This is a genomic window from Streptomyces fuscichromogenes (assembly GCF_014645815.1).
Lineage (GTDB): Bacteria > Actinomycetota > Actinomycetes > Streptomycetales > Streptomycetaceae > Streptomyces > Streptomyces fuscichromogenes.
This window is the reverse complement of record NZ_BMML01000027.1, coordinates 69,864-93,492: the sequence shown is the minus strand read 5'-3', so window position 1 is coordinate 93,492 and position 23,629 is coordinate 69,864. Positions and strand designations below refer to the sequence as shown.

Here is a 23,629-nt window from a genome sequence, read left to right as displayed (position 1 = left end):
CTCCGCATCCCTCCGACCTGCGGTTTTCTCCAAACCGGTGGCCAAAGTGTCAAACAAACCCCCTTCTCAGCTTTCTCCTAAGACGCGTTAGAGAGAAGTTGAAAATGCCGTTTGGTTTGGCACTTTGACCTCAACTCTGGCCGGGAAGGACGTCGGCCCGCTCTGACGGAGGGCGACGGGGAGGGGTGCGACGGACGAGGTGCGAGGAAGCCCACAAAGGCCCCTCTCGCGCCCGTTCGGCGCTTCGGGGTACGGCGGGGAGCCTGGAAGCGCTCACGCGGCCGTACAGGGCTTCGAGCAGGTCACGACTGTCGCTCTCTACCGATCACCGAAAGTAGTCAACCGTCCGAGCCTAACAATGCGTTCGAATTCCCCCATTACCCCTCTGTAACCGCGCACAGGCGCGGCAGGTCTACTGAGGGGCAGAGGCATGTACGACGACAACGGCGCACCGATCCGACGGCGGACGCGGCTGACGGACGAGGCGGATGAACTCCGGTACCTGGCACTGGAGTTGGAGACGGACCACGAGGCGTTTGTCAGCCGTGGACGCGCCCCGTGGCGGGGGCTGAGCGGACACGACCCGCTCGACGACCTCGAAGACGAGGAGTTCGGCGAGCGGCAGTGGGAGGACTGGCATGACGGCATGTACGACGAGGACGACCCGGAGCGTCCGCAGCGTCGCCGGCCGTCGGGCCGCGGAGTCGACATCGTCCCGCCCGTCGTGGGTGATGTCGTCGTGCGCGTGGATCCGGCTATCGCCGCAGCCTTTGCCGCGCGGCAGCCTGACGCGGAGGAGGGTCCGTCGTGGGAGGTCGACGGTGGGCGCGTGACCGTCGTGGGCGACTTCAAGGTCTGGGCCGGCAACTGCGGGCACTGCTCGACTCCCTTCGAGCAGCGACGTCCGGCAAGCCAGCGCCGGAAGTGGCGCAAGTCGTGCAGTCGCGAGTGCGCGAAGGCGGTCGACCGGGCGAAGGCCAGGGAGCGCATGGCAGCGCAGCGGGGTACCGACGCTGCCTGACGTTCGAAATACATGAGGAAGGGGAGGGGCTGCCTCTCCTCTCCCTCTCTACTTCGCGAAGCCTCCGGTTCCGGAACCTCTGACCGTTGAAGGCTCGCGAGCCAGCGTGGCGCCGTACTCTCCTCCGGCGCCACGCTAAGGGCTCCCGCCTGTGTCCCTCCAGGGAGCGCGTTGAGCGCCGGTTCCTTCCTCTGGCCGTGCTGCTCCGCGTCGCCACTCCACGGGCGGGAGCCCTTTCTCATGCCCTCATTTCGAGCTAAAGACCGAACGCCATGGACGGAGACCAATGCGCACCTTTGACGTGCCTGGCCCGACGTCGCGGCCGTGTCTGACGTGCGGGGAGTCGTTCCCGCTCACGCTGGAACACTGGCCGTTCGACGCGATGGGACGAGGCGGCACACGCCCCCACTGCCTTTCCTGCTACAACCGCAAGCGCCGCGACGCGTACGCCCGGGATCCGGAGCCGACACGCGAGCGCATGCGTCAACGCCGTGCGGAGCGTACGGCGCACTTCCGAAGGGCCTTGACCCCACGTGGGCAGGGCCTTTCGTCGTTTCCTGAGACAGAGGACTGATCGTGATCACGAACCCCGAACTCACAGCGGCTCGCGCTGCCGTCCCGGAGATCGCCGACGCTGAGCGGCGACTCCAGGCAGCGGAGAAGCTCCTCGACGGCGCGCCGACCACCGTGGAGCCGCACGCCGCGCGGAATGCCGTGCTCGACGAGGCCGCGGACGCGTTCATGGCTGACAAGCCATGGCCGAAGGACGTCGGCAAGCGCGCTGCGAAGGCCTTCGAGGACGCGGAGGCGACCGAACTGGAGTTCCTGGCCCGAAAGGGCGCCGTGACGCGCGCCGAGTGGGCTCTGTACGAAGCCCTGGACGCCGGTACGGAGGACGTTCTGTCGGCTCTGGGCGCACGGCTGTCGGAACTCCTCGACGAGGCTCGGAGCGACTTCACGGCCCTTCGTGGTGCCAACTCCGCGGAGGCTGCCATCGAGGCGGGAGGCGACGCTGTAGCGGCGTGGAGCCGCCTCCGGGGCATCGTGCAGAGCGTCGGGCACGTCCGCGCCTCGCAGTGGGAGGTACTCCGCGGCCCGACGGCCCCGGGTGAGGGTATGCGCGGCGACTGGCATGGGCGCAACTGGAGGCTTCAGGGGTTCGGCCATGTGCAGCGCACGCACCCTGACGAGGTGCCCGACGCCGTCCGTGCGGTCATGCGCGACGTGTCCGGGCGCGTTGACATGGGATACGTCCGCTGGCTCGTCGCGCAGGAGGACGCCTATGTACCTGCCAGCGTCGACGCGTTGGAGGGCGACATCGCGGTGTTGACCGTCCCCGCCGGCATGGAGGACTGGCCGGACATCTCGCCCCGTGAGCTCCCCACACGGCCCGGACGCCCGGGAGACGTGTACGCACACTCCCGTGCGGCGCACTTGGACATCTCTCAGCCGGCACCGCCCAAGCCCAAGCCCACGGCCGCGCATCCTGACGGCGAGCCGACCACCCGCGACTACTTCTAGGAACAGACATGAGCGAACCAACCATTGAGCAGCAGCTCGAATCATCCCGCGCCGAACTTGCCCGCCTCCGTGCGGGGCTCGCCGCTGGCCTGACGCCAGAACAGAGCAAGTTCCTCCGCGGGTCGACGTCGGAGGAACTCCAGGCTGACGCACGCACTTTGGCCGTGGCGTTCGGGACGTCGACCGCCCGTCCGCCGTCCGCGTCCGGCAGCGACGTCCAGGGCCACGCCGCCGGGAGCCTGGGCGCCGGAGCCGCGCGCTACCAGAGGGAGCACGGTCTCGACGAGAACGGCCAGCGCCCCCAGGATGCGCGCCCTCCGTTCCACACCACCAACTACCACATGGAGAACCACTGATGGCGACCACTGCCGCACAGGACATCAAGAACCGCGCCGTGACGCTGAACGGCCAGACAGCCGCCGTCAACCTCGTCGGAGGGCAGACCCTGACGGGGACGCTGGACTACGCGACGGTTGCTGTCGAGTGGGGCGGCACTGACTACCCCGAGTCCCTCCAGATCACCGTGGACACGATCGTGCACACGGTGCGGCTGGACCACGTCAGCAGCGTCGGCAGTGACTTCATCGTCGTCGACGAGGACGACGACGGCGAGGGCTGACGGTGACTCCGTGGTCCACGTCGCGCAGGCGCGCCACACTGCCGCGGAACTGGGCCACGCTGCGACGCCGGGTGATCCGGCGCGACGGTAGCCAGTGCACGGCCAGGCACAGCGACGGCACGCGATGTCCTGAGCCTGGCACCGACGTAGACCACATCGTCCCTCACTCGCTCGGAGGGTCGGATGACATGTCCAACCTGGCGTTGCTGTGCCCTTGGCATCATCGGGCGAAGTCCGGCAGCGAAGGAGGACGAGCGGCAGCGCTCACGCGCGTGAGTACGCACCGTCCGCGTCAGTCGCACCCGGCACTCGACGACTGACAGCGCTATGACCTTCGAGAATGCAGGGGGGGTAACTTCCTCCGGGTCACCACGAGCACCGTAAAGGTGCTGGAACTCGCTGCCTGTACGGGTCTGGGGATCTGGGACGTAACGCTTCCAGAGGCCCCCGATGCGGGCCTCAGCGCCGTTCTGACGCCCTTTGGCGGCGTCCGGGCGATGGACCGTAGGTACCGGGTGAACGTCAGCCACGCGAAAAATTCCCCCGTCACGCTTTCTGCGAACTGCAAACTTCGCAGGTCAAGGCACCTTTAGCCGTAACACAGCAAACGTCCTGGCGGACTTCGGTCCCTGGGGCGTTCTGCATTCTCCGGAGGAGACGCAATGACCAGCTTCCCCATGTCGCCGTGTCAGCGCCCGTCGTGCCCGTTCCCGCGCAAGCAGCAGACGACGCCCGACGGCAAGTCCAAGCTTCCGCGGTACTGCTCTGCCGACTGCTCGGTCTACATGATTCGAGCTCGGCGCGCACTGCGCCGCAACGACGGGGTAGAGGCTGCGGAGTTGGTCCGGCTGTGGGACGCACTGAACGCCCGCAAGCGGCCTACGGACCACATCGACGAGGTGTTCGCGAGGCCGGATAAGACCGGCTGACGTCGGCGAAACGACACCCTACCCACCAAGCCCTCTGCGGACGCGCAGGGGGTTTTCGCATTTCCCGGGAGAGACAAGATGACCACTGAAACATCGGGGTGCTTCCGCCCGCATTGCCGATTCTCACCGACGCTGAGACTCACGAGATCCGGCAGTCTCGAAATATCGTCCTGGTGCTCCGACGCGTGCCGCGACTGGACCGTTGCAGCGGTTGCCAACGCCCGTTCTGAGTTCACTCCGGAGACAGAGCGCGAGGCCCATAGGCTCTGCCTCATAAGGCAGCTACTTGACATCCGCGACAACGCCGACGATGTCACGTTCTCCGCGCCGACAACGCCTGTTACGGCCCCGGCAACGGACGAAACGGAGGCGTGATGGCTGCGGATATGGATATCGTCGGCTCCGCCGGAGTTGACGTTGTGCCGGTGGTGCCCCAGTTCCATACGAGGCTGAAGGCCGCTGTACTTCCCGCGGCCGACCGCGTGGGGCAGGAAGTCGGCCAGCGCATGGGTGACGCCATCAGCCGGCATATCGTCATCGCTATCCCTGACGCCGTAACCCAGGGTGGGACGAGAGCTCGCGCGGTGGCGGTCCGTGAGGGCGGCAAGGTCGGTGGCGCCTTCGGCCGGTCGGTCAAAGCCAAGTTGGAGGAGGCATTCCGAAGCCTCCCGCGGGCTGACGTCCGACTGGGCGACACCGGCATCAACGCCGATATCGACCGCTTGCGCGCCCGCATTGCCTCGCTGAGCAACAAGACTGTCGGAATCGATCTGGACGCCGGCGCAGCTCTGACGGAAATCGCGGACATCAGTGCGCGGCTTGAGCGTTTGGGTGCGCAACACCCGAGCATTCAAGTGCGCACCGACACGGCTGCCGCTCGCGCTGCGTTGGCGGAAGTGCAACGGGCGATTAACGACGTCGACCGCGACGACGTCAACATTCGAGTGAAGACGAATGCCTCAGGCGCGATAAGCGAATTGAGGGCTCTCGGTATAGCCCTTGGCGTTGTGGCTGCACTTCCCGTCATCCCGGTCGCAGCAGCCGGAATCGGCTCCATTGCTGCCGCAGCTCTCGCAGCCGGCGCGGGAGTAGGAGCGCTCGCCCTCGTCGCGGTCCCCGCCATCAAGTCCGTGACGAACGTAATGCAGTTGCAGACGGCCGCCACGAACGAGGCTTCGCGGGCTACGGACAACTCGGCGGCGTCGAACGTCCGTGCCGCACAGAACGCGCTCCAGCTGGCAGGCGCACAAGCTTCCCTGACGTCCGCGCACCGACAGGCCGCACAAGCCGTCGCACAGGCCAACGCACAAGTCGCCACTGCGGAGCGCTCCCTTGCCGACGCTCAGCGATCGGCGAAGGCTGCGGAACAAGACCTGACGCAGGCTCGAAAGGACGCCACGGCGCAGCTCAAAGCGCAGCATGACGAGCTCCTCGACGGCATGCTGAGCCAGCGTGACGCGGAACTCCGGGTCGAGGAAGCAGCCGCTGATCTGGCCAAGACGCTGGCCGATCCGACGGCCGACGACCTCCAGCGTCAGCGTGCGCAACTCACGCTTGACCAGGCGAAGCAGGCTCTGAAGGAGCAGAAGGAAAAGACCGACGACCTGAAGAAATCGACGGAGGCCGCGTCGAAGGCCGGCGTCGAAGGCAGCGACGTCGTGAAGCAGGCGAAGGACCGTCTCTCGCAGGCCAACGCCAAGGTTGCCGACCAGGAGCGTGCACTCGCTGACGCCCGTGCGAAGGTCCGTGACGCGCAGATCCAGGGAGCGGAGCAAGTAGCCGCCGCTGAGCGCAACTTGGAATCGGTACGGCTCGTCGGTCGACACCACGGCAAAGACCGTGACGGCCGCGGACACCTATCGCGAGGCGCTCGCCAAGCTCACTCCCGAGCAACGCGACTTGTACGACTCCATTGCGGGTCCCAAGGGACTCAAATCCGCATTCACCGCCTGGTCGACGTCGCTACAGCCGGAAGTCCTTCCGCTCTTCACGCGCGGCGTGAACGCAGCGAAGAATGCGCTGCCTGGTCTGACGCCCCTTGTGCACGGCGCTGCCGACGCCGTGGGTGTCCTCTGGGCCAAGGCATCGAAGGAGCTGAACACGCCGTTCTGGCACGGTTTCAAGCGTGATCTCGACGGCGCTGTGAAGCCTGCCATCATCGGACTGGGTACCGCGTTCGGCAACGTCTTCAAGGGAATCGCTGGCGTCCTCGACGGATTCCTCCCCCATTCCGACAAGATCTCCGATCGCCTCATCAAGACGACGAGTCGATTCTCCAAGTGGGGCCAGAATCTCCGGGCAAACCCCGAGTTCGAGAAGTTCCTCACCTTCTCCTCGGAGCACGGCGCCATTCTGGCCCACGTGTTCGGCGAAGTGGCAAATGCCTTCCTGAACGTCGGATCGAGTCTCTCCCCGATATCAGGACCGCTCCTGAAGGTGCTCGGGGGAGTGGCGGACGCAATAGGCATCATCGCCGGAGACGCGCCGTGGCTACTCCAGGGCATTTACGCCGTGATCGTGGGCATGAAGCTGTGGACGCTGGCAATGATCGCTTTCAACTTCGTGGTGGCTGCCAACCCGTTCGTCCTCATCGGAATTGCAGTTGTCGCGCTCGTCGCCGCTGTGGTCTATGCATGGCACCGCTTCGGCTGGTTCCGTACAGGAGTGGAGGCGGCGTGGAACGGGATCAAGACCGTCACGCTCTGGGTCTGGAACAACTACCTGAAGCCGTCGTTCACGCAGCTCTGGCATATCCTCGCGTGGGTCGGCGCTAAGGTCGCGTGGCTTCACGAGCACATCGTAGCCCCGATCTTCGGCCTGATCGGTAAGGCGGCGAAGTGGCTGTTCGACAAGGCTATAAAGCCGCCGCTCCAGGATATTTGGAACGCCCTCGGATGGCTGGGGAACAAGTTCACGTGGCTCAATGACCGCGCCGTTTCCCCCATCGTCGACGACATCGCGGCCGGTGCGAAGTGGCTGTATGAGAAGGGCGTCAAGCCTCCCTTCGACAGCATCCGATCCGCCATCGGTCTCGTGGGCGACGCATTCGGCGACGCGAAGGACGCGATCCGGAAGCACTGGAACGGGATAGCGAGCATCACAGCCCGCCCCGTCAACTTCGTGATCGACATGGTCTACACCCACGGCATCAAGGCCGTGTGGGACAAGGTCGCGAAGTACACCGGGCTGAAGGCACTGCCGGCTGCCCCGAAGCTCCTCGACGAGACCCCGCGCTTCGCGGAGGGTGGGCGGACGTTCGGCGGCACGCCGGGCGTTGACAGCATCCCAATCCTCGCGATGGCCGACGAGTTCATCGTTAAGCGCAGCAGTGCCCGGAAGATCGGGTTCGGTGCGCTGGAGTACATGAACCGGACCGGTGAGATCCCGCGGTTCGCCGACGGAGGCATCGTCGGAGCGATCGGCGGAGCCGTCGACTGGGCGAAGAGCGCCGTCAGCAAGGGAATCGACTGGGCCAAGACAGCCGCGGACCTGATGGCGAACCCCTCGAAGATCTGGGCGAAGCTCGTCAAGCCGATTCTCGACTCCGTGGCGGCCGGCGTCGGCAGCGCCCCCATGGGCAAGGCTCTCGCCAAGCTCCCCGTCCGCATGGTCGACGGCCTGAAGGACAAGATCGTCGACGCCGTGACCGGTGGGGGTTCGGCTGACGTCTGATTGGGCGACCTCGGAGCACACGGGCCGTCGGCGAAGCAGGCGCAGGACATCGCGCGCGCCATGCTGCCGGCGTTCGGATGGGACCCAGCGACGCAGATGCCGCCGCTCATCAAGCTCTGGAACGGTGAGTCCGGGTGGCGTTGGAACGCCCTGAACGCCTCGTCCGGCGCTTATGGCATCCCTCAGGCACTCCCGGCGGGAAAGATGGCTTCCGCTGGCTCTGACTGGCGTACGAACGCCGCGACACAGATCAAGTGGGGTCTCGGCTACATCAAGAACCGACCCGACTACGGGAGCCCCGCGGCAGCATGGTCGAAGTGGCTGAGCCGCTCGCCTCACTGGTACGACGACGGGGGCTACCTCCCGACGGGACTCTCCCTCGTCGCCAACGGCACCGGATCGCCAGAGCCCGTCTTCACCGGATCCCAGTGGGCCGACATCAAGGCCGCGAAGTCCAGCGCCGGCCCGACGTCGCTCCAGGCCGACGTGAAGGTCTACGTCGGCGACCGGGAGATCGCGGACATCGTCCGCACGGAGATCCACACGCACGAACAGGACACCGCGACGGCCATCAACAACGGCCGTTGGGTCTGACGCACGCCGCACACCGCACGCACACCGGGCCGGTTCCGACACGGGACCGGCCTTTCTCATGCCCCGTCGACGTCAGGTCGGCGGGGCTCACGACCCTCAGAGGAGTTCCCATGGATGCCACCAAGCCAGCTAAGCAGCAGCCCGTAGCGTGCCCGCACTGCGGGACGGGGGTCGAACAGACTCAGGGAGTTGGGAGGGTCAAGCGGTACTGCTCTCCGCAGGCCGGACGCGCGTACCGACGACGCATGCGCGCCTTGGGGTTTGACGTGTGACGCGCGCCACTCTAACAACGGAAGCTCATTCCCCCATAACCAATGTGTCAGCACGGTGACACGGAGGAGAGATCATGCTGAAAGCTGAGAACCTGCGGTTTCTGGGGACGCTGGGCGTCGACGGCGGCCTGTTCACCATCATGGATCCGCTGACGGTCGAACAGTCGACAAGGCACATGACTTACGTTGCCGAGCACATGCCGCACGAGCTGTTGGACCACGACTTCGGGTACGCCACCGTCGCTCCAACCCCGCAGGGAGACGGTCTCTTCGAAGTCTTCTCGGTACTCGACGACGACGGGTGCTACGTAGGCGCCTACATCGACTTTACGAAGCAGTTCGCAGACGCAGACATCGACGACATGTTCCCGGTGTCGGCAAGCGACAGCGTCACAGCATGAGACAGAGCCCCTGCCCTCCGAAGAGGGCAGGGGCTTTTTTTTTGCGTTCCTGGGGTTGGCTCCAGGCGCTCTTGACGCTCGGGCCCCGCAGGTATGACGCTCGTAGACGTCTGTAGAACCCACAGGAGGGTTGGAGCGGTCATGGAGCTACGGTTCATCGCGAAGGACCCCAACACCGACGGGGCGAACTGCCCCACGGTCTGGGTGGACGAGGAACGTCAGGAACTGGTTATGCAGGGTTGGACGGTCGACGAGGCGACCCGCGCCAACTGCCTGATGACCGGGCCCATCCCTGACGGCGAAGAGGTCGTGCGGCTCCCCATGCGAATGGTGACCGCCATCCGGGAGGCTTGTGATGTGGCAGAGCGCACCGCCGTTCGGTGAGCTGCTAGCAGGGTGCCAGCGTTCGGCCGTGCATCTTGAGATGCGCGACCACTACGACGACCCCGACGAGGCTCCGCGCGTAAGTGCGTGGAAGTCCGGCTACCGGCCGGATCCTGCCGACCGGTCGACGTGGTGGCGGCCGTGGCTCGACATGGTGTCCGACACGGTGGCCCGGGGCGTCGAAATCCGGCGTGCCCGCGTCGTGTCGGAGCCTGTCAGCGAGTACACGAACTACCTGTACGACGGGACGTTCGCGAACGTCGCGGCCGGCGAGCAGATTCGTTGGCTGGCTCGCCGGAACGCCTCGGATCTCGCTCTCCCCGGCAACGATTTCTGGGTCTTCGACGACCGTCTCGTCCGCTTCGGCTACTTCTCGGGCGAGGGTGCCTACCTGGGGGACGACGTCACCGACGAGCCCGCCGTGGTGAAGCTCTGCGTCGACGCCTTCGAGGGCGTCTGGTCCAGGGCGACGCCGCACGAGGAGTACAGGATCTGACGGACAACCCCGACCATGCCCACGTCGCCATCATCAAGCGCTCACGCTGCCCGCAGGGCAGTAGCTAACCGGCTACGGGAGATCCGCCGGGACGCTGGCCTGTCGGCTAAACAGGTCGCGGAGCTGACCGGGTGGTATCAGTCCAAAGTCTCCCGGCTGGAGAACGCAGTGACGCCCCCGTCCGACGAGGACGTCAGGGCATGGTGCCGGGCCTGTAACGCTGACGGGATGGCCGCGGATCTCATCGCGGCCACCCGCTCAGCCGACTCCGCCTACATCGAGTGGCGCCGGCTACAACGCACGGGCCTTCGACGGTTGCAAGAGTCCTACATCCCGCTCTTCGATCGCACGCGCGTCTTCCGCATCTACTGTTCGAACGTGGTGCCGGGTCTGCTGCAAACGGACGGATACGCGACCGCACTGCTCGGGTCCATCGCAGCGTTCAGGGAGACACCCAACGACGTCTCAGCGGCTGTAGCTGCCCGCATGGAGCGCTCGCAGGTGATTCGCGAGGGAGGCCATAGGTTCGTTCTCCTCGTCGAGGAGGCGGTGTTGAGGCATCGCGTAGGCGGTGCGGAAGTCATGGCCGGCCAACTCGGTTATCTGCTCTCCATCATGGCCCTGCCGTCAGTGTCGCTCGGTGTGATTCCGTTCTCCGCGGACCGGCGCATGTGGATGTTGGAGACGTTCAGCGTCTACGACGAGGAACAGGCACAAGTCGAGTTGCTGACGGCTCAGGTGAACGTCACTGCACCGTCGGAGGTGGCGCAGTACCTCAAAGCCTTCGGTGAGTTCTCCAAACTGGCTGTCTACGGAGCTCCCGCACGAGCATGCATCACGGCCGCTATCGACGCTCTCGGGTGACTCCCGTGGAATTCCGTAGAACTGGCTGGAACCCCTGACCTATTCCTCCTTACCGTCGAACCATCAAAGTCCGGTGGCGGAGGTGCAGGCGTGGCAACAACGGCGGTACTCAGAAGCGTTCAGCTGCCCGACCCGATGGTGTACCGACCTCCCGAACCGGATCCGGGCTGCGCTGTGTGCGCCGAACTTCAGCGACTCATCGACCTTCACGGCGACCCGCATGGGGACTCCTACGACCCGTCGAAGGCAATTGACCACCGCATTGCGCTTGCGCGTCACAAGGCCGGCAAGGGGGCGGAATGAGGACGATCTACGTTGACCCGTTCCCCGTCGTGGCCTCACAAAGCCAGCTGGACGACATCATCCCGCGCGAGTGGGCCGAGTGCGCCAGGTGCATGGCCATCCACAACCGTGCCGTGGACGGAACGACGGACTACGCGGCGTGGGCGAAGGCGCATGTCCGAAGTCACCCCACGCACGACCGATTCCGCCTCGTGACGTCGAAGGGATTCCGCGTCACGTCCAGGTTGACGGAGGCCGAAGTCCTGGCCCGCGCGGACGTCTGCGGGGAGCTGAAGATCCTCCCCGACGCGTACGTTCAGCGCGCGCTCCAGGAGACGGGAACCGACTGGAGCGACATAACGGTCTCCTGCGCCCTGGAGCCGCACGACGGAGACGACCACATGGCGCGCCTGATGCTCGACGGTGAGCAGCATGGCGAATACCACTGGAACGCGTTGTCCGCCCCCTAGACCCGTAGCCGGCGCCTGTGCGTCGGCTACGGAGGGCGCGGCGGGGGTGAGGCCCCTCAGAGCCGGTGAGGTCGGCCCTCTGTGGCAACCGAGCCCCCGCTAGCGTCCAAGCTTCTCGTCCCCCGCAACCTCACAACTCCCTGGGGGACGAGGCGCCGCCCGTCGGAGGAGTCCACTCGCGCGGACTGCCCGGGGCGGTACGGCCCCGTCACCGGTCTGAGCCGACAACGGTGACGGGGCCACACAATCTGCGTCCGCACGCGGCTCTATGGCCATGGATCCCCGCACCGCGGACGCCCCGCCCGGACACTGATCGACTCCTCACCCCCCGCACCGTGGGGAGGTGTCCGGGCACAGAAGCCCCGCCTGACCTGGCGCTCACCGAGCCGCGGAGGGCGGGGCTTCTTCGTATTCGCAGGTCAGCTAGCCAAGCTATGTGATGCATGTCTACTCAGCTCGCCAGCGCGAACTGCAGCGGGCGCACCCCGGGATGGCGGCGGAACTGGAACAACGGCCGCCAGCAGGCCGGGGGCCGACGGCCCGCCGCCTCCGTGTCCACGGCGGCCAGGTAGCGCTCGGCGAACCGGACGTCGAGGGTGGCCGCGGCCCCGGGATCCGTGAACCGGCCCGTGTCCAGGCGCCGTTCGACCTCCTCCGTGACGGTGAGGTACACCCGGTTGAAGACCGCGATCCCGTCCCGCTCGGGCAGCGCCGCGTCCAGCATGCGCATCCGGGACACGACGGTGCCGACCGGGGCGGTGGTGAGGTGTTCCGACTGCGCCATGGGGGAAGGGTCCCAGCCCCGGGCCGGGGCACACGCCGACGGGCCCAGTGCTTCCCCGGAACGGGGGAACGGATCCGCCGCAATGGGAAGCGGGGCGGCCGTACGGGGAAGCGGGGCGGACCGGGTGCCTAGGTCCGGTTGCCGTCGTCGTAGGAGCTGGTGCCCTCGTCGAGGAGCGGTTCCCGTCCCTTGAGGTGGGCCGGGGCCAGGGCGCGCAGGGCGTGGTAGCCGGTGATGACCACCAGGGTGCCGAGGGCGATGCCGCTGAGGGAGAAGGTGTCGGTGAATTTCAGGCTCACGTTGCCGACGCCGATGATGATGCCGGCGGCCGCCGGGACCAGGTTCAGCGGATTGCGCAGGTCGACCCCGGCGTGCAGCCAGATCTGGGCGCCGAGCAGGCCGATCATGCCGTAGAGGATGACCGTGATGCCGCCGAGGACCCCGCCCGGGATCGCGGCCACGATCGCGCCGAACTTGGGGCACACGCCGAAGAGCAGCGCGAAGCCGGCGGCGGCCCAGTAGGCGGCGGTGGAGTAGACACGGGTCGCGGCCATCACGCCGATGTTCTCGGAGTAGGTGGTGTTGGGCGGGCCGCCCACGGCGGTGGAGAGCATCGAGGCGACGCCGTCGGCCGAGATCGCGGTACCGAGCCGGTCGTCGAGCGGGTCGCCGGTCATCTCGCCGACGGCCTTGATGTGCCCGGTGTTCTCGGCGACCAGGGCGATCACGACGGGGAGCGCGACGAGGATCGCCGACCACTGGAAGGACGGCCCGTGGAAGGAGGGCAGGCCGATCCAGTCCGCCTTGCCGACACCGGAGAGGTCGAGCCGCCAGTGGTCGGTGACCTTGCCGCTCGGGCTCGTCGAGTGGATCCTGCCGAAGATCCGGTCGAAGGCCCACGAGACGGCGTACCCGAAGACCAGGCCCAGGAAGATCGCGATGCGTGACCAGAAACCACGCAGACAGACGACGGCCAGACCGGTGAACGCCATCACCAGGAGCGCCGTCCACTGGTCCTGCGGCCAGTAGGTGGAGGCGGTGACCGGCGCGAGGTTGAAGCCGATCAGCATCACCACCGCACCGGTGACGATCGGCGGCATCGCGGCGTGGATGATCCGTGCCCCGAAGCGCTGCACCGCCACGCCCACCAGGAACAGCACCGCGCCGACCACGAAGACCGCGCCGGTCACGGTGGCACTGGTGCCGCCCTGTGCGCGGATGACGGCGGCCACCCCGACGAAGGACAGCGAACAGCCCAGGTAGCTGGGCACCCGGCCGCGCGTCGCCAGCAGGAAGAGCACGGTCGCGACGCCGGACATCATGATCGCGAGGTTGGGGTCCAGGCCCATCAGAACGGGTGCCACGAAGGAGGCACCGAACATGGCCACCACGTGCTGGGCGCCGAGCCCGACCGTGCGCGGCCAGGAGAGCCGTTCATCGGGCCGTACCACCGCTCCCGGTGCGGGCGTGCGCCCGTCGCCGTGCAGTTTCCAGCGCACACCGAGATCCATGGTGGGCTTCGCTTTCTTTGTACGTGAAGACGGTCCGAACCATTGTCACGGCTACCTGGTGGTTCTACGCTCGCACGGTCCTACTCATGAACTGAGTTCACATATCTGATTTCATGTTGATCGGAGTGCTCGATGAGTGGAAGATCCCGCGCGGCCGTCCTGCTGACGGCCCTGGTGGCGTTCGGAGCGGTCCTCGTCCCCTCCGCCCATGCCGCGAGCAGGGCCCCGGACACCGCCGTCCTCGACGGCGCCCGGCTCCAGGACACCAAGGCCCGGCTGGGCGCCGGTGACCCGCGACTGGGGCGCGCGCTGCGCGACCTGACGACCCGCGCCGACACCTGGCTGGACCAGGGCCCCTGGACGGTCGTCGACAAGCCCAGGCCCGCCCCGGGCGGTGACGTGCACGACTACCTCAGCCAGGCCCCCTACTGGTGGCCCACCACCACGCCCACCGCCGACAACCCCTGGGGCTGCCCCTACGTCCAGCGCGACGGACAGCGCAATCCCGAGGTCGACAGCGGCACCGACCGCCAGGACGTCGAGAAGGTCTTCGACTCGACGTACGACCTCTCCCTGGCCTGGTACTACACCGGAAAGCGGGAGTACGCCGAGAAGGCCGGCCAGGTCCTGCGCACCTGGTTCCTCGACCCGGCGACCCGGATGAACCCGAACCTGAACCACGCCCAGTTCATCCCGTGCAAGTACGACGGCCGGGCCATCGGGATCATCGACTTCTCCCAGTCGTACACCAGCGTGGTCGACGCGCTGGCGATCCTCGGCACGGGTGCCCCCGGCTGGAGCGCCGGGGACCGTGCCGGGATGCGGAGCTGGAACACCGACTTCCTCGGCTGGCTGAAGAACAGCGCCTTCGGCCAAGAGGAGGGGGCCGCCGCCAACAACCACGGCACCTTCTACGACATGCAGCTCGCCGCCCTCGCCTACGCGACCGGTGACAAGGCGCTGGCCAGGAGGACCGTGCTGGACGCGCGGGCGAAGCGGATCGACCCGCAGGTCGCGGCGGACGGCAGCCAGCCGCAGGAGCTGGCCCGCACCAGGAGCTGGCACTACTCGACCTTCGACCTGGTCGCCTACACCCGGCTCGCGGCCATCGGCCGGCACGTCGGTGTGAACCTCTGGACCTACCGAGGGCCGGCCGGGCAGAGCCTGTCCAAGGCCGTGGACTACCTGCTGCCCGCCGCCACCGGCGCGGCCGCCTGGCCGTATCCGGAGCTGGAGTTCCACCGCTACGCGGCGAGCGACATCGTGCACGCGGCGGCCGACGCGGGCGACAAGGCGGCCCAGCGGGCGGTCCGACGGCTGGAGGCGCCGCCCGGCGGTGACCTCTGGGCGCTGCGGCCGGCCGCCGAGCAGCTGGACTCGATCGCCGGCTGAGCCCGCCGGACCGGGCTCCTGAGCGATCGCTTAGGGTGGCGTCGTCCCCGATGCTCAGGAGCCCCGCCCGTGACCGCCGAAGCCCTGCCCGCACCTGTCCTCTCCTACGGCCGGCTGCTGCCCGTCAGCGTCCACTTCGACGACCTCGACGCGCTCGGGATGCTGCACAACGCCCGCTATCCGCTGCTGGTCGAGCGCGCCTGGACCGAGCTCTGGCAGGAGCACGGCATCCGCTTCGACGGCGACTGGGCCACCGCCGGGGACGCCTGCAACGTGGTCAGGGAGCTGGTGATCGGCTACGAGGCGCCGGTCACCAGGTCGGGCGCCTACGCCGTCCACCTCTGGCTCGAACGGCTCGGCGGCACCGGCCTGACCTACGGCTTCCGCTTCTGCTCGCCGGACGGCGCGACCACCTACGCCCGAGGCACCCGGGTCCTCGTCCGGCTGGACCCGGCCACCCTGCGCCCGGCGCCGTGGAGCGAGACGTTCAGGGCCGCGGGTCGGCAACTGCTGCGGCCTGCGGACTGACCTCGGCGCGGGCGCCCCGGGTCCCGGCGCGCAGCACGCCCGCGAACACCACCAACCCCAGGGCCAGCGCCGTGACCACGCAGAACGACACCACCAGACTGGTCGCCTGGGCGATTCCGCCGATCAGGCTGGGTGCGACCAGGCCCGAGGTGTAGGTGATCGTCGCCACGCCCGCGATCGCCTGGCTCGGGTTCGGCCCGGCGTGCCCGGCCGCCGCGAAGCACAGCGGTACGACGACCGCGATGCCGAGACCCATCAGCGCGAACCCGGTCATCGCCACCGCCGGCTGCCCGGCGAGGACCACCAGCAGCCCGCCGAACGCGGCCAGCACACCCCCGGCGCGGACGGTACGGACCGCGCCGTAGCGGTTCACCACCGCGTCCCCGCTGATCCTGGCCACCGCCATGGCCAGCATGAACCCGGTGGTGGTGGCCGCCGCGAGCCCGGCCGAGCTGTCCATCCGGTCCCGCAGGAACACCGCCGACCAGTCCAGGCTGGCCCCCTCCGCGAACACCGCACAGAAGCCGACCGTGCCGATCAGCAGCGCGGACCGGGGCGGCAGCGTGAACCGCGGCGGCGGTTCCTCGTCCGCGCCGGGCCGGACGTCCAGGACGAAGCCGGCCGTCAGCACACCGAGCGCGGTGAGCACGGCCGAGGCCAGGGCGAAGTGCACGCGCGCGTCCGTGCCCAGATGGGCGGCGAGGGTGCCCGCGGCCGAGCCGATCAGGGTGCCCGCGCTCCACATGCCGTGCAGCCCCGACATGATCGACCTGTCGAGCAGCCGCTCGATCTCCACGCCGAGAGCGTTCATCACCACGTCCGCCATGCCCGCGCTCGCGCCGTACACGAACATCGCGAGGCACAGCAGATACAGGTTCGTGGCGAGGGACGGCAGGATCAGCGCCAGCGTCCACATCGCGATCAGTCCGCGCAGCGCCGTACGGCTGCCGAAGCGGTGGCTGATCCGGCCCGCCAGCGGCATCGAGCAGGAGGCGCCGAACGCCGTGAACGCGAGCGCGAAGCCCAACTGGCCGGCGCTGAGCGAGGCATGGTCCTGGACCCACGGCACCCGGGTCGCGAACGAGCCGGTGACGGCACCGTGCACGGTGAACACGGCCGCGACGGCGTACCGCGCGCGCTTCACCTCGTGCTGCTCGTGACCCACGTCTCCCATGGTCCTGCCCTCCCCGGACGAGTACCGCCCCGCTGTTCGCCTGTTCGCCGTAAACTATCAGGGACCCTGCATGATAGATAGGGAGCCATGTGGCCGTCCTGGGCCGTACGGATCTGGGAGGATGCCCGTCATGCCCGCATCACCGAGCACCGCCCGGGCCATCAACGACCGGCTCGCGCTGAGCCTGCTCCAGCAGCAAGGCCCGCTGACGGCAGGGCAGTTGAAACACCTGACCGGGCTGTCCAGGCCGACCGTCGCCGACCTCGTCGAACGGCTCACCGAGTCCGGCCTGATCACGGTGGTGGGCGAGTCGGGCGAGCAGCGCCGCGGGCCGAACGCCCGGCTGTACGGCATCGTCGCCGACCGGGCGTATCTGGCCGCCCTCGACGTACGCACCGAGAGCGTCTCGGTGCTGGTCTCCGACCTGGTGGGGCGGGTGCTCGCCGAGGGCTCGGTGCCGGTCGCCCCGGAGGCGGGGGAGGCGGCGGCGGTCGAGCGGGCGACGGAGCTGGTGGAACGCGCGGTGAAGGAGGCCGGACTGTCCGCGGACGGCGGTCAGTTGCACACCATGGGCATCGGGGCGCCCGGACTCGTCGACCCGGCCACCGGTGAGCTCCGCGACTCGGCGGGCCTGCCCGCCTGGCACCGCCGCCTGGTCGCCGCCCTCCAGGAACGCTTCCCGTCGGCCCGGGTGGGCGTCGAGAACGAGACCAACCTGGCCGCCCTCGCCGAACAGCGGGAGGGTGCCGCCCGGGACCGCGACACCTTCGTCCTGCTCTGGCTGGGGGACAGCTGCGGCGCCGCCGTCGTCCTGGACGGCGGCCTGCGCCGGGGCGCCTCCGGCGGCACCGGCGAGATCGGCTTCCTGCCGGTGCCGGGCACGACCGGCCTGCCCACCGCGACGGACTGCTCGGGGGGTTACCACTCGCTGGTGGGGGCGGCGGCGATCGTGGAGCTGGCGCGGGAGTTCGGGGTGGGTCCGGTCGGTGCGACCGCCGCGAGTCTGGTGGCCGGTGTGAACGCGCCCCAAAGGGGCGCGGGGAACTGCGCGACCAGCCACGACGGCGCCGCACCCGACCCCCGACCGGACCCGGCACCCCCCACCGCACACGCCTGCTTTCTCGACGCCCTCGCCGACCGCGTCGCCGTGGGCGTCGCCGCCGTCGTCGCCGTCCTGGACCCCGGCTGTGTGGTCCTCGGCGGCGAGATCGGCCCCGCCGGCGGAGCGGCGCTCGCCACCCGGGTCGAGGCGCGGCTCGGCCGGATGTCCCCCCTGGCCACCGAGGTACGGGCGAGCACGCTCGGCGGCGCGGCCGTCCTGCGCGGAGCTCTGCTCACCGCCCGCGACCGCGCCCAGGACGAACTCTTCGCGGCGCCGGACCGCTGACGCCCGCACCGGGCGGGCCCGGCGACGGGCAAGGGCCGTCGTCACCGCCACCGGGTCCGTCCGAACCCTAAAAGGACTAGACCAGTAGGGTCAATAGATGTGACTCGACGTCAGGAGCCCTGGTCCGGAGCCCGGTTGCGCACACGACGGTCCGCCGGGGAAGTCCAGCGGCAAGCGCTGTGAGGCACCCCACACGGTTCCCCTGTATGGACCACGATCGGGCGTGGCACACTGGCCATGTACCAGAAGCAGCGCACTCCGGGGTCGGTGAAAGTCCGAACCGGCGGTTATAGTCCGCGACCCGTCCGCTTCCAGCGGCCGGTTGACCAGGTGAAATTCCTGGACCGACGGTTAAAGTCCGGATGGGAGGCAGTGCGCGGCGGGCGAGCATGTACGTGTGCGCGCCGCCGTATCTGGTCTCGTCCCTCGCGGACGGGACCTTGTCGGCGTCGCCCTCGGTCTGCTTGTCCGTACATTCTGTCGTCCGTCGACAGGCCCCGGAGTCCGTGCCCTATTGAGGCAGGAGGACCCGGGAAGTGTTCACCGGAATCGTCGAAGAGCTGGGTGAGGTCACCGCCGTCGAGAACCTCGGCGACGCCTCCCGTTTCCGGCTCCGTGGCCCCGTGGTGACCGACGGCGCGCAGCACGGCGACTCCATCGCCGTGAACGGCGTCTGTCTGACCGTCGTGGAGCACGAGGGCGACGAGTTCACCGCCGACGTCATGGCGGAGACCCTCAAGCGTTCCTCCCTCGGCGCCCTGGACGTCGGCTCCCGCGTCAACCTGGAACGCCCCACCGCGGTCGGCTCCCGCCTCGGCGGCCACATCGTGCAGGGCCACGTCGACGGCACCGGTCAGGTGCTGGCGCGCACGCCCTCCGAGAACTGGGAGATCGTCAAGGTCTCGCTCCCGGCCGACCTCGCGCGGTACGTCGTCGAGAAGGGCTCGATCACGGTCGACGGCATCAGCCTCACCGTCGTCGAGGCCGGCCCCGACTACTTCACCGTCAGCCTCATCCCCACCACCCTCGACCTGACCACGCTCGGCCGCAAGCAGCCCGGCGACCCGGTCAACCTCGAAGTCGACATCGTCGCCAAGTACGTGGAGCGCCTGCTCGCCAACACGCAGGGAGCAGGCCGGTGAACTGGCTGAACTCCGAGGCCTTCGTCCTGTTCGGCCAGCACATCCTCTGGTCGGACATGACCGGCAACATCCTCGGTCTGGCCGCCCTCGCCCTCGGCTGGCGACGCAACCTGTGGAGCTGGCCGGTGCAGTTCGCCTCCGGCCTGATCCTCTTCGGCGCCTTCTTCGGCCACCTCACCGGCAGCGCCGGCAAGCAGGTCGTCGTCATGGTCGTCGCGCTGTACGGCTGGTGGCAGTGGAACCGCAACAGGGGCCGGGCCGAGGACGGCGGTGACGGCCACATCGTGCCCCGATTCGCCACGTGGCGGGAACGCGGCGCGATGGTCGCCGCCGCGGCCGTCGGCACCGTCGCCGTCGCCCTGCTCTTCAAGGCCTACCCGTCCCTGTCCTGGGACCCCTGGCCGGACGCCTACATCTTCGTCGGCACCGTCGTCGCCATGTACGCCCAGGCCCGCGGCATGGTCGAGTTCTGGATCGCCTGGCTCCTGGTCGACGTGGTCGGCGTCCCCCTGAACTTCGCCAACGGCTACGCCTTCTCCGGCTTCGTCTACGTCATCTACGGCGCGCTCGTCCTGTGGGGCATGCGCGACTGGTGGCTGCGCTCCCGCCAGGGCACGCGGCCCGCTCTGGAAGGAGCACCCGCATGACCGCGGCACCGATCCTGTACAGCGCCGACGGCGTCGAGGACCTCACCCTCGACCCGGTCGAGCGGGCCATCGCCGACATCGCGGCCGGCCGGCCGATCGTGGTCGTCGACGACGAGGACCGCGAGAACGAGGGCGACCTCGTCGTCGCGGCGGAGAAGATCACCCCCGAGATCGTCGCCTTCATGATGAGCGAGTGCCGCGGCCTGATCTGCGCCCCCATGGAGGGCGAGGAGCTGGACCGGCTCCAGCTGCCGCAGATGGTCGGCGACAACACCGAGTCCATGAAGACCGCGTTCACCGTCTCCGTGGACGCCTCCGGCGCGCACGGCGTCACCACCGGTATCTCCGCCGCCGACCGCGCCACCACGCTCAGGCTGCTGGCGAGCGGTCGGGCCGAGCCGACGGACCTCGTCCGCCCCGGCCACGTCTTCCCGCTGCGCGCCCGGGACGGCGGCGTCCTGACCCGCGACGGCCACACCGAGGCCGCCGTCGACCTCGCCCGCCTCGCGGGCCTGCGCCCGGCCGGCGCCATCGTCGAGATCGCCGGCGAGGACGGCCGGATGCTCCGCCTCCCGGAGCTGATTCCGTTCGCCCGCAAGCACGGGCTGACGATCATCTCCATCGCGGACCTGATCACCTACCGCCGGGCCGCCGAACCCACCGTCCGCCGCGAGGCCGAGGTCAGCCTGCCCACCAAGCACGGCACCTTCACCGCGTACGGGTACCGCTCCACGGCCGACGGCGTCGAGCACGTCGCCCTCGTCCACGGGGAGCTCGGCGACGGCGAGGACGTCCTGGTCCGGGTCCACTCCGAATGCCTCACCGGGGACGTCTTCGGCTCCGCCCGCTGCGACTGCGGCCCGCAGCTCGACGCCGCCCTGGAGCGCATCCAGGACGAGGGCCGGGGCATCGTCGTCTACCTGCGCGGACACGAGGGCCGCGGCATCGGGCTGCTGTCCAAGCTGCGCGCGTACGAACTCCAGGAGCGCGGCCGCGACACCCTCGACGCCAACCTCGAACTCGGCCTGCCCGCCGACGCCCGTGACTACGGCGCCGGTGCCCGGATCCTGGCCGACCTCGGGGTGCGCAGCGTCCGGCTGATGACCAACAACCCCGACAAGAGCGACGCGCTGCTGAGCCACGGGCTCAAGATCAGCGGGCGCGAGCCGATGCCCGTACAGGCGGGTGAGCACAACCTCCGGTACCTGCGCACCAAGCGGGACCGGATGGGCCACGACCTGCCCTGGCTGGACACGCCTCCCGCGCTGTCCACCTGCGCCAACCAGTAGACCGTGGCCGGCTGCGGCCACCCGTAGAGAAACAGCACTGAGGAGAGACGTGAGCGGCAAGGGTGCACCGGAACTGTCCGTACGCAATGTCAGCGACCTGCGGGTCGCGGTCATCGCGTCCCAGTGGCACGAGAAGGTGATGGACGGTCTGGTGGACGGTGCCCTGCGCGCCCTGCGCGACCTGGGGATCGACGAGCCGACCCTGCTCCGGGTCCCCGGCAGCTGGGAGCTCCCGGTCACCGCCAAGGTCCTCGCCGGCCGCGGCTACGACGCGATCGTCGCCCTCGGTGTCGTCATCCGCGGCGGCACCCCGCACTTCGAGTACGTGTGCCAGGGCGTCACCCAGGGCCTCGCCCAGGTCTCCGTCGAGACCGGTGTCCCGGTCGGCTTCGGCGTGCTCACCTGCGACGACGAGGAGTCGGCCCTGGACCGGGCGGGCCTTGAGGGCTCCCACGAGGACAAGGGCCACGAGGCGGTGACGGCGGCGGTGGCGACCGCGGCCACCCTCCGCTCAGTATCTGAACCCTGGCACTGAGCGACGCGGCAATTGGCGTAGTCTGGCGCTCACCATGTCCAACAAGACTTTCGAGGAGCTCTTCACCGAGCTCCAGCACAAGGCCGCCCACGGCGACCCCGCCACCTCCCGCACCGCCGAGCTGGTCGGCAAGGGGGTCCATGCCATCGGCAAGAAGGTCGTCGAGGAGGCGGCCGAGGTCTGGATGGCCGCCGAGTACGAGGGCAAGGAGGCGGCCGCCGAGGAGATCTCGCAGCTGCTCTACCACGTCCAGGTGATGATGGTCGCCCGCGGCATCTCACTGGACGACGTCTACGCCCACCTGTAGAACACCCGTCGTCAACACCCCTTATCCGAGCAAAGGAAGCCGACCTCATGCTGCGCATCGCCGTCCCCAACAAGGGTTCCCTCTCAGGCCCTGCGGCGGACATGCTGCATGAGGCCGGCTACCGGCAGCGCCGGGAGTCCAAGGAACTCCGCATCGTCGACCCGGTCAACGACGTCGAGTTCTTCTACCTCCGCCCCCGCGACATCGCGATCTACGTCTCCTCCGGCCGCCTCGACATCGGCATCACCGGCCGTGACCTGCTCGTGGACTCCGGCGCCAACGCCGAGGAGATCCTGCCGCTCGGCTTCGCCCGCTCCACCTTCCGCTTCGCCTCCAAGCCCGGCGAGGCGACCGGCCTGGCGGACCTCAAGGGCAAGACGGTCGCCACCTCCTACGAGGGGATCGTCGCCAAGCACCTCGCCGACAGCGGCGTGGACGCCTCCGTCGTCCACCTCGACGGCGCCGTGGAGACCGCCATCGAGCTGGGCGTCGCCGAGGTCATCGCCGACGTCGTGGAGACCGGCACCAGCCTGCGCAACGCGGGCCTGGAGGTCTTCGGCGAGCCCATCATGAAGTCCGAGGCGATCGTGATCCGCCGCACCGGCGCGGACATCGAGGAGCCCAAGGTCCAGCAGTTCCTGCGCCGCCTCCAGGGCGTCCTGGTCGCCCGGACCTACGTGATGATGGACTACGACTGCCGGGTCGAGCAGCTGGAGAAGGCCGTCGCCCTCACCCCGGGCCTGGAGTCGCCGACCGTCTCCCCGCTGCACAACGAGGGCTGGGTCGCCGTCCGCGCCATGGTCCCCACCAAGGACGCCCAGCGGATCATGGACGACCTGTACGACATCGGCGCCCGGGCCATCCTGACCACGGCCATCCACGCCTGCCGTCTCTGAGGTCCCGCGCGAGATGTCCGAGCTTCCCTCGTTGCCCGTCACCTTTCGGCCGGGCCACACCCGCGTGATACTCCTCACCGCGGGCGTCGCGATCTTCGCCACCATATCCGGGGTCGCCCTGCTCCTGGAGCAGCTGGGCCCGGGGGAGAAACTCAGCTTCGTCGTCACCGGCGGGCTGATCTTCTGGGTGCTGGCCCAGCTGGCCCGGGTGAAGGTGGTCGCCGACGACTCCGGGGTCACCGTCGTCAACATCGCGAGCAAGCGGCGCCTGGAGTGGGCGGAGATCCTCCAGGTGAACCTCCGCCAGGGTGACCCATGGGTGTTCCTCGACCTCAGTGACGGGACCAGCCTGCCCGCCCTCGGCATCCAGCCGGGCATCGCCAAGCAGCGTGCCATCGCCGACGCCAGGGCCCTGCGCGCCCTCGCCGAGGCCCACACGATCCGCGACCCCGAACAGCATCAGGGCTGAAATCACGCAACTTCGGGGCCGTCTCGGGGCCGTCGCCCCTGCC

The 23,629-nt window shown here is 68.7% G+C and carries 26 protein-coding genes, 1 pseudogene and 1 riboswitch; of the genes and pseudogenes, 24 read left to right on the top strand and 3 right to left on the bottom strand.

Going from position 1 to position 23,629, the window contains the following annotated elements; translation table 11 throughout:
* Window positions 1–430: 430 nt before the first annotated feature.
* The 14 genes from IEZ11_RS40975 (at window position 431) to IEZ11_RS40910 (ending at window position 11,525) form a co-directional block, all read left to right on the top strand.
* Complete coding sequence (locus tag IEZ11_RS40975; RefSeq protein WP_189268136.1) at window positions 431–1,021, top strand: hypothetical protein; 591 nt, start codon at window positions 431–433, stop codon at window positions 1,019–1,021.
* Window positions 1,022–1,597: 576 nt separating this feature from the next.
* Window positions 1,598–2,542 carry a hypothetical protein gene (locus IEZ11_RS40970; protein ID WP_189268135.1) on the top strand — a complete coding sequence of 315 codons (945 nt, stop codon included), beginning with the start codon at window positions 1,598–1,600 and terminating at the stop codon, window positions 2,540–2,542.
* 8 nt (window positions 2,543–2,550) lie between these two features.
* Window positions 2,551–2,898, top strand: coding sequence for a hypothetical protein (locus tag IEZ11_RS40965; RefSeq protein WP_189268134.1), 348 nt, complete (start codon window positions 2,551–2,553; stop codon window positions 2,896–2,898).
* Window positions 2,898–3,161, top strand: coding sequence for a hypothetical protein (locus tag IEZ11_RS40960; RefSeq protein WP_189268133.1), 264 nt, complete (start codon window positions 2,898–2,900; stop codon window positions 3,159–3,161). The genes IEZ11_RS40965 and IEZ11_RS40960 overlap by 1 nt, the downstream gene beginning before the upstream one ends.
* A 2-nt stretch (window positions 3,162–3,163) precedes the next feature.
* On the top strand, window positions 3,164–3,481 hold the full coding sequence (locus IEZ11_RS40955; protein ID WP_308426582.1) for an HNH endonuclease: 318 nt from the start codon (window positions 3,164–3,166) through the stop codon (window positions 3,479–3,481).
* Between the two features lie 342 nt (window positions 3,482–3,823).
* Window positions 3,824–4,090: a hypothetical protein gene (locus tag IEZ11_RS40950; protein ID WP_189268132.1), complete on the top strand. Its 267-nt coding sequence runs from the start codon at window positions 3,824–3,826 to the stop codon at window positions 4,088–4,090.
* 506 nt (window positions 4,091–4,596) lie between these two features.
* A complete protein-coding gene (locus IEZ11_RS40945; protein ID WP_189268131.1) occupies window positions 4,597–6,219 on the top strand; it encodes a hypothetical protein in 1,623 nt (540 codons plus the stop codon).
* Complete coding sequence (locus tag IEZ11_RS40940; protein WP_189268130.1) at window positions 6,152–7,762, top strand: phage tail tape measure protein; 1,611 nt, start codon at window positions 6,152–6,154, stop codon at window positions 7,760–7,762. The genes IEZ11_RS40945 and IEZ11_RS40940 overlap by 68 nt, the downstream gene beginning before the upstream one ends.
* Window positions 7,763–7,822: 60 nt before the next feature.
* The gene (locus IEZ11_RS40935; RefSeq protein WP_505997111.1) at window positions 7,823–8,356 is read left to right on the top strand and encodes an aggregation-promoting factor C-terminal-like domain-containing protein; all 534 of its coding nucleotides are present in this window, start codon (window positions 7,823–7,825) and stop codon (window positions 8,354–8,356) included.
* Between the two features lie 346 nt (window positions 8,357–8,702).
* Complete coding sequence (locus IEZ11_RS40930) at window positions 8,703–9,029, top strand: hypothetical protein (protein WP_189268128.1); 327 nt, start codon at window positions 8,703–8,705, stop codon at window positions 9,027–9,029.
* 141 nt (window positions 9,030–9,170) lie between these two features.
* Entirely contained in the window at window positions 9,171–9,413 is a 243-nt protein-coding gene (locus tag IEZ11_RS40925) for a hypothetical protein (RefSeq protein WP_189268127.1), read from the top strand.
* Complete coding sequence (locus tag IEZ11_RS40920; RefSeq protein WP_189268126.1) at window positions 9,385–9,909, top strand: DUF6879 family protein; 525 nt, start codon at window positions 9,385–9,387, stop codon at window positions 9,907–9,909. The genes IEZ11_RS40925 and IEZ11_RS40920 overlap by 29 nt, the downstream gene beginning before the upstream one ends.
* A gap of 15 nt (window positions 9,910–9,924) precedes the next feature.
* Window positions 9,925–10,773 (top strand): helix-turn-helix domain-containing protein, encoded by an 849-nt coding sequence (locus IEZ11_RS40915; RefSeq protein WP_189268125.1) that lies wholly within the window; start codon window positions 9,925–9,927, stop codon window positions 10,771–10,773.
* A 299-nt stretch (window positions 10,774–11,072) separates the two neighbouring features.
* Window positions 11,073–11,525, top strand: a complete 453-nt coding sequence (locus IEZ11_RS40910; protein ID WP_189268124.1) for a DUF7848 domain-containing protein — start codon at window positions 11,073–11,075, stop codon at window positions 11,523–11,525.
* 425 nt (window positions 11,526–11,950) lie between these two features.
* On the opposite strand, the pseudogene IEZ11_RS40905 reads toward IEZ11_RS40910, so the two are convergent.
* A pseudogene (locus IEZ11_RS40905) lies at window positions 11,951–12,309 on the bottom strand (DUF5995 family protein); the annotation flags it as partial.
* 128 nt (window positions 12,310–12,437) lie between these two features.
* Window positions 12,438–13,820 (bottom strand): uracil-xanthine permease family protein, encoded by a 1,383-nt coding sequence (locus tag IEZ11_RS40900; RefSeq protein WP_189268123.1) that lies wholly within the window; start codon window positions 13,818–13,820, stop codon window positions 12,438–12,440.
* Window positions 13,821–13,952: 132 nt separating this feature from the next.
* On the opposite strand from IEZ11_RS40900, the gene IEZ11_RS40895 reads away from it, so the two are divergent.
* A complete protein-coding gene (locus tag IEZ11_RS40895; protein ID WP_189268122.1) occupies window positions 13,953–15,212 on the top strand; it encodes an alginate lyase family protein in 1,260 nt (419 codons plus the stop codon).
* Between the two features lie 69 nt (window positions 15,213–15,281).
* A complete protein-coding gene (locus tag IEZ11_RS40890; protein WP_189268121.1) occupies window positions 15,282–15,740 on the top strand; it encodes an acyl-CoA thioesterase in 459 nt (152 codons plus the stop codon).
* On the opposite strand, the gene IEZ11_RS40885 is transcribed toward IEZ11_RS40890, so the two are convergent.
* Window positions 15,700–16,914 (bottom strand): MFS transporter, encoded by a 1,215-nt coding sequence (locus tag IEZ11_RS40885; RefSeq protein ID WP_189268120.1) that lies wholly within the window; start codon window positions 16,912–16,914, stop codon window positions 15,700–15,702. The two genes, IEZ11_RS40890 and IEZ11_RS40885, sit on opposite strands and share 41 nt — an antisense overlap.
* A 130-nt stretch (window positions 16,915–17,044) precedes the next feature.
* On the opposite strand from IEZ11_RS40885, the gene IEZ11_RS40880 reads away from it, so the two are divergent.
* The 8 genes from IEZ11_RS40880 to IEZ11_RS40845 all read left to right on the top strand — a co-directional run bounded on the left by IEZ11_RS40880 (window position 17,045) and on the right by IEZ11_RS40845 (window position 23,586).
* Window positions 17,045–18,301: an ROK family transcriptional regulator gene (locus tag IEZ11_RS40880; RefSeq protein ID WP_189268119.1), complete on the top strand. Its 1,257-nt coding sequence runs from the start codon at window positions 17,045–17,047 to the stop codon at window positions 18,299–18,301.
* A 249-nt stretch (window positions 18,302–18,550) separates the two neighbouring features.
* Window positions 18,551–18,681: riboswitch (FMN riboswitch) on the top strand.
* Window positions 18,682–18,837: 156 nt separating this feature from the next.
* Window positions 18,838–19,443, top strand: coding sequence for a riboflavin synthase (locus IEZ11_RS40875; RefSeq protein ID WP_189268118.1), 606 nt, complete (start codon window positions 18,838–18,840; stop codon window positions 19,441–19,443).
* Window positions 19,440–20,090 (top strand): nicotinamide riboside transporter PnuC, encoded by a 651-nt coding sequence (gene pnuC, locus IEZ11_RS40870; RefSeq protein WP_189268117.1) that lies wholly within the window; start codon window positions 19,440–19,442, stop codon window positions 20,088–20,090. Before IEZ11_RS40875 ends, pnuC begins: the two co-directional genes overlap by 4 nt.
* Window positions 20,087–21,379 carry a bifunctional 3,4-dihydroxy-2-butanone-4-phosphate synthase/GTP cyclohydrolase II gene (locus IEZ11_RS40865; RefSeq protein ID WP_189268116.1) on the top strand — a complete coding sequence of 431 codons (1,293 nt, stop codon included), beginning with the start codon at window positions 20,087–20,089 and terminating at the stop codon, window positions 21,377–21,379. The genes pnuC and IEZ11_RS40865 overlap by 4 nt, the downstream gene beginning before the upstream one ends.
* A gap of 49 nt (window positions 21,380–21,428) precedes the next feature.
* Window positions 21,429–21,914 carry a 6,7-dimethyl-8-ribityllumazine synthase gene (ribH, locus tag IEZ11_RS40860; RefSeq protein WP_189268115.1) on the top strand — a complete coding sequence of 162 codons (486 nt, stop codon included), beginning with the start codon at window positions 21,429–21,431 and terminating at the stop codon, window positions 21,912–21,914.
* A 34-nt stretch (window positions 21,915–21,948) separates the two neighbouring features.
* Window positions 21,949–22,221, top strand: a complete 273-nt coding sequence (locus tag IEZ11_RS40855) for a phosphoribosyl-ATP diphosphatase (RefSeq protein WP_030946750.1) — start codon at window positions 21,949–21,951, stop codon at window positions 22,219–22,221.
* A 47-nt stretch (window positions 22,222–22,268) separates the two neighbouring features.
* Window positions 22,269–23,117 carry an ATP phosphoribosyltransferase gene (gene hisG / locus IEZ11_RS40850; RefSeq protein ID WP_189268114.1) on the top strand — a complete coding sequence of 283 codons (849 nt, stop codon included), beginning with the start codon at window positions 22,269–22,271 and terminating at the stop codon, window positions 23,115–23,117.
* 13 nt (window positions 23,118–23,130) lie between these two features.
* Window positions 23,131–23,586, top strand: a complete 456-nt coding sequence (locus IEZ11_RS40845) for a PH domain-containing protein (protein ID WP_189268113.1) — start codon at window positions 23,131–23,133, stop codon at window positions 23,584–23,586.
* Window positions 23,587–23,629: the final 43 nt, after the last annotated feature.